Genomic DNA, 12,048 nt, shown 5'->3' with positions numbered 1-12,048 from the left:
AATAATGCAACAGGTGCAGGAACACTTTGTACCGGTGGTGCCGTAACAGTGACCTTTACAGCCACTGATCTTTGCGAAGCGCCGACAGCAACAGCAACCTTCACCGTAACACCGGCAACACCTGTAGTGATAACCACTCCGGTTGCAACTACAGTAAATGCATGTGACTATGCAGACCAGGCAGCTTTGGATGCAGCCTTCCAGGCATGGTTGGCAACAGCCAGTGTAACGGGCGGTTGTGCTCCGGTTCTTACTAATAATGCAACAGGTGCAGGAACACTTTGTACCGGTGGTGCCGTAACAGTGACCTTTACAGCCACTGATCTTTGCGAAGCGCCGACAGCAACAGCAACCTTCACCGTAACACCGGCAACACCTGTCGTGATAACCACTCCGGTTGCAACTACAGTAAATGCATGTGACTATGCAGACCAGGCAGCGCTTGATGCAGCCTTCCAGGCATGGTTGGCAACAGCCAGTGTAACGGGCGGTTGTGCTCCGGTTCTTACTAATAATGCAACAGGTGCAGGAACACTTTGTACCGGTGGTGCAGTAACAGTGACCTTCACTGCTACTGATCTTTGCGAAGCGCCGACAGCAACAGCAACCTTCACCGTAACACCGGCAACACCTGTCGTGATAACCACTCCGGTTGCAACTACAGTAAATGCATGTGACTATGCAGACCAGGCAGCGCTTGATGCAGCCTTCCAGGCATGGTTGGCAACAGCCAGTGTAACGGGCGGTTGTGCTCCGGTTCTTACCAATAATGCAACAGGTGCAGGAACACTTTGTACCGGTGGTGCCGTAACAGTGACCTTCACTGCTACTGATCTTTGCGAAGCGCCGACAGCAACAGCAACCTTCACCGTAACACCGGCAACACCTGTCGTGATAACAACCCCGGTTGCAACTACAGTAAATGCATGTGACTATGCAGACCAGGCAGCTTTGGATGCAGCCTTCCAGGCATGGTTGGCAACAGCCAGTGTAACGGGCGGTTGTGCTCCGGTTCTTACCAATAATGCAACAGGTGCAGGAACACTTTGTACCGGTGGTGCCGTAACAGTGACCTTTACAGCCACTGATCTTTGCGAAGCGCCGACAGCAACAGCAACCTTCACCGTAACACCGCCAACACCTGTAGTGATAACCACTCCGGTTGCAACTACAGTAAATGCATGTGACTATGCAGACCAGGCAGCGCTTGATGCAGCCTTCCAGGCATGGCTGGCTACCGCTTCTGTAACGGGTGGTTGTGATCCGGTTCTTACCAATAATGCAACAGGTGCAGGAACACTTTGTACCGGTGGTGCAGTAACAGTGACCTTCACTGCTACTGATCTTTGCGAAGCGCCGACAGCAACAGCAACCTTCACCGTAACACCGGCACCGGCGGTCACTTATAATGAACCGGCCGATGCCACTGTTGCTTCCTGTACGTTTACTGACCAGGCAGCCCTGAATGCAGCCATCGCTACATGGGTAACACAGCAAACCACTGCAATTGCAGCAGCGGGTGGTTGTGCACCACAAGTAACAAGTGACTTTACAAACCAATCAGTCAACCTGTGTGCTGGCGGTAGCGTAACGATCACCTGGACGATCATTGATAAATGTCAGACCGCTACAGTGGATGCCATCTATACGGTGACTCCAGCACCGCCAGTGCAATTAACTTGTCCTCCTTTACAAACCTTCTGCGTAGTAGCTGCCAACTATTACACTATCCCTGCACTTATTGTAACACATGACTGCAGCAGAGAATTAGCTATTGCTTACGAGGTCACAGGAGCAACCACAAGAAGTGGTACCGGTACAGATGCAAGTGGAGCCTTTAATGTTGGCGTTTCAACAATAACATGGAGCGTTACTGATGCATGTGGCAATGTTTCCACCTGCACAACAACAGTAACTCTTAACCCGACACCAGTAACAACACCAATCACCCATAATTAAAAATGAAAAAGCAATAAAGAAATGAAGCCATATTAAAACACCCAAAGCTGCAAACATGCACACCTGCTTCCCCCGCGAAGTAGTGTGCATGTGGCGCTTTGTTTTAGAAAACAAAAAATGAAATATAACATGTGCGACGCTTCTCAAGCATACATGATTGAGCATAATGTTTAAACGGTTACAACATATCATTGTATTGGCTTTGCTGCTGTTCGGTGTTAAAGAGACATCGGCGCAGATGGCTATGCCGGATCATGTATGTGTGGGAACCACTAAAACATATTCTGTAAACGATCCAAGCGTTCCGTCTACTTACACCTGGAAAATTGATGGAGTAACACAAGCTACTACAACGAATGAAATAACGATTACCTGGAATACACCCGGCGAATTCCTTATCACGGTACAGGAACGCTCGGCAGACGGTTGCGAAGGAGATATACGATCGGGAACTGTTTACGTGTATCCGCCTGCAGCGACCAGCGAAACGATCACCATCTGTGAAACACAATTACCCTACATCTGGAACGGTCAAAACTTAACAGAAGCGGGAACCGCAACAGCTACATTGCAAACTGTCCATGGTTGTGACTCGGTAATAACACTCACACTCATCGTGATTGACCAGGTCACCCCACAGTTCAATACTGTAACTAATCTTTGTATAAATGCAACAGCACCTGTTTTACCAACTACATCATTGAATGGAATCACGGGTACATGGTCGCCTGCTGTTATTAACACTAGTGCCGACGGAACAAGCGTCTACACATTCACACCGGATCCTGGCCAATGCGCCACGACGGCTACGCTGAATATAACCGTTAATCCGAACGTCGTTCCGGCATTTGATCCCATAGATCCAATCTGTTCCGGCGCCACAGCTCCTGTTTTGCCAACAACATCCAATAACGGAATAACTGGTACCTGGAGTCCGGCTACGGTGAGCAATACCACTTCAGCTACTTATACATTTACACCCAATGCAGGACAGTGCGCTACAACAACTACCTTAAACATTACTGTTAGCCCTAACATCGTTCCAGCATTCGATGCTATTGCACCAATCTGTGAGGGAGTGGACGCACCAACTTTACCAACCACATCTACCAATAATATTACCGGTACATGGAGCCCGGCGGCAGTTGACAATACAACTTCGGCAACGTACACATTCACACCCGATCCGGGTCAGTGTGCTACTACAACTACGTTAACCATAACCGTCACGCCGACCATTGTTCCGACATTCAGTGCTATTGCACCAATCTGTGAGGGAGCGGACGCACCAACTTTACCAACCACATCTACCAATAATATTACCGGTACATGGAGCCCTGCAACTGTTGACAATACAACTTCGGCAACTTATACATTTACTCCGGATGCAGGTCAGTGTGCGACAACGACTACTTTAGACATAACCGTTAGCCCAAGCATTGCTCCAACATTTGATGCTATTGATCCGATCTGTTCGGGAGCAGTTGCACCAACTTTGCCAACGACATCAACGAATAATATTACCGGTACATGGAGTCCTGCTACGGTGAGCAATACAACTTCGGCCACTTATACATTTACACCAGCTTCGGGTCAGTGTGCTACTACAACTACGTTAACCATAACCGTCACGCCGACCATTGTTCCGACATTCAGTGCTATTGCACCAATCTGTGAGGGAGTGGACGCACCAACTTTACCAACCACATCTACCAATAATATTACAGGTACATGGAACCCGGCTACAATCGACAATACAACGTCGGCGACTTACACGTTTACACCCGATGCAGGTCAGTGTGCTACAACCGCTACGTTAAACGTGACAGTTAATCCGAACATCGTTCCCACATTTAACGCTATCGCACCGATCTGCTCGGGAGCAGCCGCACCAACTTTACCAACAACATCAACAAACAATATTACAGGCACATGGAGCCCTGCAACTGTTGATAATACAACTTCGGCAACTTATACATTTACTCCGGATGCAGGTCAGTGTGCGACAACAACTACTTTAAACATAACCGTTAACCCAAGTATTGTTCCAACATTTGATGCGATAGATCCTATTTGTTCAGGAACAACCGCACCAATACTTCCAACAACTTCTATCAATGGGATCACCGGTACATGGAGCCCGGCAACTGTGAGCAATACAACTTCGGCCACTTATACATTTACACCAGCTTCGGGTCAGTGTGCTACTACAACTACGTTAACCATAACCGTCACGCCGACCATTGTTCCGACATTCAGTGCTATTGCACCAATCTGTGAGGGAGCGGACGCACCAACTTTACCAACCACATCTACCAATAATATTACCGGTACATGGAGCCCTGCAACTGTTGACAATACAACTTCGGCGACTTATACATTTACACCTGATGCAGGTCAGTGTGCGACAACAACTACCTTAAACATTACTGTTAACCCGAACATCGTTCCGACATTTAATGCCATAGCGCCTATTTGTGCAGGAGCGGCCGCACCGACACTTCCAACAATTTCTAACAATGGAATTACTGGTACCTGGAACCCTGCAACTATTGATAATACAACTTCGGCCACTTATACATTTACTCCGGATGCAGGTCAGTGTGCGACAACGACTACTTTAGACATAACTGTTAACCCAAGCATTATTCCAACATTTGATGCGATTGATCCTATCTGCTCAGGAGCGTCTGCGCCAACTTTGCCAACAACATCAACGAATAATATTACCGGCACCTGGAGTCCTGCTACGGTGAGCAATACTACATCGGCTACTTATACATTTACACCGTCTGCGGATCAGTGCGCTACAATTACGACTCTGACCGTAACCGTGACAGACCTGATCACGCCAACCTTTGATGCGATTGACAATGTTTGCCAAAACGCGACTGCGCCAGTATTGCCAACTAGTTCAACAAATGGAATAAGTGGTACATGGTCATCAACCGTAAGTACGGCAACTCCGGGAACAACAACCTATACATTTACACCAGATGCTGGCCAATGTGCGGCGGTCACTACAGTAAGCGTTACAGTTGATCCGTTGGTTACGCCCACATTTAATGCGATACCTAATATTTGTCAAAATGCAACAGCGCCGGTATTGCCGACAACTTCTGTCAATGGAATAACAGGAACCTGGTCACCGGCCGTAAGTACGGGCAATCCGGGAACAACAACTTATACATTTACACCGGATGAAGGTCAATGTGCAACGACAACTACTTTAGACATCACCGTAACGGATCTGATCGAACCGACCTTTGATGCAATAGTTCCTATTTGTGCCAATGCGGCTGCCCCGATTTTACCCAACACATCTACCAATAATATCACAGGTACATGGAGTCCTGCTACGGTGAGCAATACTGCCAGCGGTACTTATACATTTACACCGAATGCGGGACAATGCGCTACGACCACCACTATTACTATTAGTGTAAATCCAATCATCACTCCAACATTTGATGCGATAGCAGCTATTTGCTCCGGCAACACAGCTCCTGTTTTACCAACAACTTCCAACAATGGAATCAATGGTACATGGAGCCCGGCCACCGTCAGCAATACAACATCGGCTACCTATACATTCACACCTGAAGAAGGACAATGCGCTGTATCCGTTACGTTGAACGTTGCTGTTACTGATCCGATAACGCCAACATTTAACCCAATACCTGCTATCTGTCAAAATGCAACAGCACCGGAACTGCCGACAACTTCACTCAATGGAATTACCGGTACATGGAATCCTGCTGTCGTAAGCAATAATGCCGACGGCACCTATACATTTATCCCTGATGACGGACAATGCGCCGCCACAACAACAATCACCGTTACGGTCACTGACCAGATCACTCCCGTGTTCGAAAATCCAGGACCGTTTTGTCTTAATAGTTCCGCTCCGGCATTGCCTGCGGTTTCCAGCAATGGAATAAGCGGTACATGGAGTCCCGCCAGCATCAGTACTGCGGATGCTGGAACAACTGACTATATTTTTACGCCGGATGAAGGTCAATGCGGTACAGTAGTTACAATGAGCATTACTATCGCAGACCAGGTAACACCAACCTTTAATGGGATAGCACCGCTTTGCCAAAATTCAACGCCACCTACCCTGCCCACAACATCGATCAATAACATAAGTGGTACATGGAGTCCTGCTGTTATCAATACCGACGATCCAGGAACGACAGTGTATACATTTACACCAGATGCGGATGAGTGCGGATCAGAAACGACATTAAGTATAACTATTGAGCCTCGCGTTACACCAACTTTTGACCTGGCTACTACCATCTGTGCCAATTCACCAGCACCTATTCTTCCGGGCACTTCTGACAACGGAATTACAGGTACCTGGAGCCCGGCAACAGTCAGCAACACGACAACTGCAACCTATACCTTTACTCCGCATGCAGGTCAGTGTGCTGAGCCGACAACTGTCACTATAACAGTTAACCCGAACATTACACCGGACTTTGACGCCATTGCACCTATCTGTTCTGGTGACGAACCGCCTGTACTTCCCACCGTCTCTAATAATGGTATAACCGGTACGTGGAGTCCGGCGACAGTCAGCAACACAGCAAGTGCCAATTATACATTTACACCCGATGCAGACCAGTGTGCTACCACTCAATCGTTGACCATTACGGTGCAACCGCAAATCGCACCTGTGTTTAATGCCATTCCTGCGATATGCAGTGGAGATATCGCTCCAATTTTGCCAACTACTTCTCTTAACGGTATCACAGGTACGTGGAGCCCATCTTCTGTCAGCAATACGGCGAGCGGAGTATATACATTCATACCGGATGGAGATCAGTGTGCCACCACAACTACTTTAACCGTTACTGTAACAGATCTGACTGAGCCAACCTTTGACGCTATTGCTGATGTTTGTCAGAATAGTACGGCTCCTGTTTTACCAACTACTTCTATCAATGGAATCACTGGTACATGGAACCCTGCCGTAAGTACTGCTACGCCGGGAACAAGAACTTATACTTTCACGCCGAATGGCGGTCAGTGTGCGACAACAACTACTTTAACCATCACTGTTGATCCGCTGGTAACGCCAACGTTTACACCGGTGGATAATGTTTGTCAGAACAGCGCTGCTCCTGTTTTACCAACTACTTCTATCAATGGAATTACCGGCACATGGAGTCCGGCTGTAAATACTGATGTTGCGGGTACAACAACCTATACATTTACACCGGATGCCGGTCAGTGCGCAACAACCACTGCTTTAAGCATCACCGTTGATCCGCTGGTAACGCCAACCTTTACACCGGTTGATGATCTTTGTCAGAATGGTGCCGCTCCTGTTTTACCAACAACTTCTCTTAACGGAATCACCGGTACATGGAGTCCTGCTGTAAGCACGGCTACTCCGGGTACAACAACTTATACATTTACACCGGATGCAGGTCAGTGTGCGGAGGAGACAACTATCACTGTAACAGTTAACCCCAACATTACACCGGCCTTCGATGCCGTTGCACCTATCTGTTCCGGTGATGAATCGCCTGTTCTTCCAACTGTTTCTAACAATGGTGTAACCGGTACATGGAATCCGGCAACAGTCAGCAATACAACGAGTGCGATTTATACATTTACACCGGATCCAGGTCAGTGTGCATCAACAACTACATTAAGCATCGTCGTTGATCCATTGGTAACACCAACCTTTACACCAGTAGATGATGTTTGTCAAAACAGCACTGCTCCTGTTTTACCAACAACGTCTATTAATGGAATCACTGGTACATGGAGTCCTGCTGTGAGCACTGCCACACCGGGCACAACAACTTATACCTTTACACCGGATGCCGGTCAGTGTGCATCAACAACTACTTTAAGCATCTCCGTTGATCCGATCGTAACACCAACCTTTACTCCGGTGGATGATGTTTGTGAGAACAGTGCTGCTCCTGTTTTACCAACAACGTCTATTAATGGAATCACTGGTACATGGAGTCCCGCTGTGAGCACGGCTACTCCGGGCACAACAACTTATACCTTTACACCGGATGACGGTCAGTGTGCTACAACAACTACTTTAAGCATCACAGTCGATCCGCTGGATGTACCAACGTTTGATGCTATTGCTGATATTTGTCAGAACAGCGCTGCTCCTGTTTTACCAACTACTTCAAATAATGGCATCACCGGTACATGGAGTCCTGCCGTGAGCACTGCAACACCGGGCACAACAACTTATACCTTCACACCCGATGCAGGTCAGTGCGCCACAACAACTACTTTAACCATCACTGTTGATCCGCTGGTAACGCCAACGTTTACACCGGTGGATAATGTTTGTCAGAACAGCGCTGCTCCTGTTTTACCAACTACTTCTATCAATGGAATTACCGGCACATGGAGTCCGGCTGTAAATACTGATGTTGCGGGTACAACAACCTATACATTTACACCGGATGCCGGTCAGTGCGCAACAACCACTGCTTTAAGCATCACCGTTGATCCGCTGGTAACGCCAACCTTTACACCGGTTGATGATCTTTGTCAGAATGGTGCTGCCCCTGTTTTACCAACAACTTCTCTTAACGGAATCACCGGTACATGGAGTCCTGCTGTAAGCACGGCTACTCCGGGTACAACAACTTATACATTTACACCGGATGCAGGACAGTGTGCAACAACAACTACATTAAATATCACGGTTGATCCGCTGGTAACTCCAACGTTTACGGCGGTAGATGATGTTTGTCAAAACAGTACGGCTCCTGTTTTACCAACCACTTCTATCAACGGAATTACCGGTACTTGGAGCCCTGCGGTAAATACAAGTACGCCGGGAACAACAACTTATACCTTTACACCGGATGCAGGTCAATGTTCAACAACAACTACTTTAAACATCACCGTTGATCCACTCGTAACTCCAACGTTTATGCCGGTAGATGATGTTTGTCAGAACAGTACGGCGCCTGTTTTACCAACTACTTCTATCAATGGAATTACCGGCTCATGGAGTCCTGCGGTAAATACAGCTATCCCGGGAACAACAACCTATACATTTACACCGGATGCTGGTCAGTGCGCAACTACAACTACATTAAGCATCACTGTTGATCCGCTGATTACTCCAACGTTTACACCGGTAGATGGGGTTTGTCAGAACAGTGCCGCTCCTGTTTTACCAACAACTTCTATCAATGGAATCACCGGTACATGGAGTCCTGCTGTAAGCACCGCAACACCGGGAACAACAACCTATACCTTTACACCGGATGCTGGTCAGTGTGCGGAAGCGACAACTATCACTGTCACTGTTAACCCCAACATTACACCGGACTTCGATGCCGTTGCGCCTATCTGTTCCGGTGATGAATCGCCTGTTCTTCCGACTGTTTCTAACAATGGTATAACCGGTACGTGGAATCCGGCGATAGTCAGCAATACAACAAGTGCCAATTATACATTTACACCGGATCCTGGTCAGTGCGCATCAACAACTACATTAAGCATCACTGTTGATCCATCGGTAATACCAACATTTACACCGGTAGATAATGTTTGCGAGAACAGCACTGCTCCTGTTTTACCAACAACTTCTATCAATGGAATCACTGGTACATGGAGCCCTGCTGTGAGCACAGCAAGTGCCGGAACAACAACCTATACATTTACTCCGGAGGCCGGTCAGTGTGCAACAACAGCAACTTTAACGATCACCGTTGATCCGCTGGTAACACCAACCTTTACGCCGGTTGATAATGTTTGTCAGAACAGTACTGCTCCTGTTTTACCAACCACTTCTCTCAATGGAATCACCGGTACGTGGAGCCCTGCAGTGAGCACAGCAGGTGCCGGAACAACAACCTACACCTTTACACCGGAGGCCGGTCAGTGTGCATCAACAACTACGTTAAGCATCACCGTTGATCCGCTGGCAACACCAACCTTTACGCCGGTGGATGATGTTTGCCAAAACAGTGCCGCTCCTGTTTTACCAACAACTTCTCTTAACGGAATCACCGGTACATGGAGTCCTGCTGTAAGCACGGCTACTCCGGGTACAACAACTTATACATTTACTCCGGAGGCCGGTCAGTGTGCAACAACAACAACTTTAACGATCACCGTTGATCCGCTGGTAACACCAACCTTTACGCCGGTTGATAATGTTTGTCAGAACAGTACTGCTCCTGTTTTACCAACCACTTCTCTCAATGGAATCACCGGTACGTGGAGCCCTGCAGTGAGCACAGCAGGTGCCGGAACAACAACCTACACCTTTACACCGGAGGCCGGTCAGTGTGCATCAACAACTACGTTAAGCATCACCGTTGATCCGCTGGCAACACCAACCTTTACGCCGGTGGATGATGTTTGCCAAAACAGTGCCGCTCCTGTTTTACCAACAACTTCTATCAACGGAATTACTGGTACATGGAGTCCGGCTGTAAATACTGATGTTCCGGGAACAACAACTTATACATTTACACCGGATGCAGGTCAGTGTGCAACAACCACTGCTTTAAGCATCACCGTTGATCCGCTGGCAACACCAACCTTTACGCCGGTGGATGATGTTTGTCAGAACAGCAAGGCTCCTGATTTACCAACAACTTCTATCAATGGTATAATTGGTACATGGAATCCTGCGGTAAGCACGGCTACCCCGGGTACAACAACTTATACATTTACGCCGGGTCCTGGTCAGTGTGCAGGCACGGCAACACTCACCATTACTGTAAACCCTGTGGTAACCGGTGAAGAGACCATCACCATCTGTGAAGGACAATTGCCATACAGCTGGAACGGTCAATCGATCACAACTGCAGGTGACTATACAGCTGATCTCACCAGCACGGCCGGTTGCGACTCTACTGCCACCCTGCATTTAATTGTAAACCCTGTGGTAACCGGTGAAGAGACCATCACCATTTGTGAAGGACAATTGCCATACAGCTGGAACGGTCAATCGATCACAACTGCAGGCGACTATACAGCTGATCTCACCAGCACGGCCGGTTGCGACTCTACTGCCACCCTGCATTTAATTGTAAACCCTGTGGTAACCGGTGAAGAGACCATCACCATTTGTGAAGGACAATTGCCATACAGCTGGAACGGTCAATCGATCACAACTGCAGGCGACTATACAGCTGATCTCACCAGCACGGCCGGTTGCGACTCTACTGCCACCCTGCATTTAATTGTAAATCCTGTGGTAACCGGTGAAGAGACCATCACCATTTGTGAAGGACAATTGCCTTATAGCTGGAACGGTCAGTCGATCACAACTGCAGGTGACTATACAGCTGATCTCACCAGCACGGCCGGTTGCGACTCTACTGCTACCCTGCATTTAATTGTAAACCCTGTGGTAACCGGTGAAGAGACCATCACCATTTGTGAAGGACAATTGCCATACAGCTGGAACGGTCAATCGATCACAACCGCAGGTGACTATACAGCTGATCTCACCAGCACGGCCGGTTGCGATTCTACTGCCACCCTGCATTTAATTGTCAACCCTGTGGTAACCGGTGAAGAGACCATCACCATTTGTGAAGGACAATTGCCTTATAGCTGGAACGGTCAATCCATCACAACTGCAGGTGACTATACAGCTGATCTCACCAGCACGGCCGGTTGCGACTCTACTGCCACCCTGCATTTAATTGTAAACCCTGTGGTAACCGGTGAAGAGACCATCACCATCTGTGAAGGACAATTGCCATACAGCTGGAACGGTCAATCGATCACAACTGCAGGTGACTATACAGCTGATCTCACCAGCACGGCCGGTTGCGACTCTACTGCTACCCTGCATTTAATTGTAAACCCTGTGGTAACCGGTGAAGAGACCATCACCATTTGTGAAGGACAATTGCCATACAGCTGGAACGGTCAATCGATCACAACTGCAGGCGACTATACAGCTGATCTCACCAGCACGGCCGGTTGCGACTCTACTGCCACCCTGCATTTAATTGTAAATCCTGTGGTAACCGGTGAAGAGACCATCACCATCTGTGAAGGACAATTGCCATATAGCTGGAACGGTCAATCGATCACAACTGCAGGTGACTATACAGCTGATCT

General features: G+C 48.0%; 2 protein-coding genes. Both read left to right on the top strand.

All coding sequences use genetic code 11. The features are described 5' to 3' along the window. A partial coding sequence (locus ACFEL9_RS25800) for a hypothetical protein (protein ID WP_385896207.1) occupies window positions 1-1,959 on the top strand: 1,959 nt, incomplete at its 5' end. A gap of 166 nt (window positions 1,960-2,125) precedes the next feature. After that, window positions 2,126-12,048: beta strand repeat-containing protein (locus ACFEL9_RS25795; protein ID WP_385896206.1), on the top strand; the 9,923-nt coding region annotated here is incomplete at its 3' end.

This window comes from Terrimonas alba (genome assembly GCF_042434975.1).
Classification (GTDB): Bacteria; Bacteroidota; Bacteroidia; order Chitinophagales; family Chitinophagaceae; genus Terrimonas_B; species Terrimonas_B alba.
The sequence above is the reverse complement of the archived record's forward strand: the minus strand, read 5'-3'. Positions and strand labels throughout refer to the sequence as shown.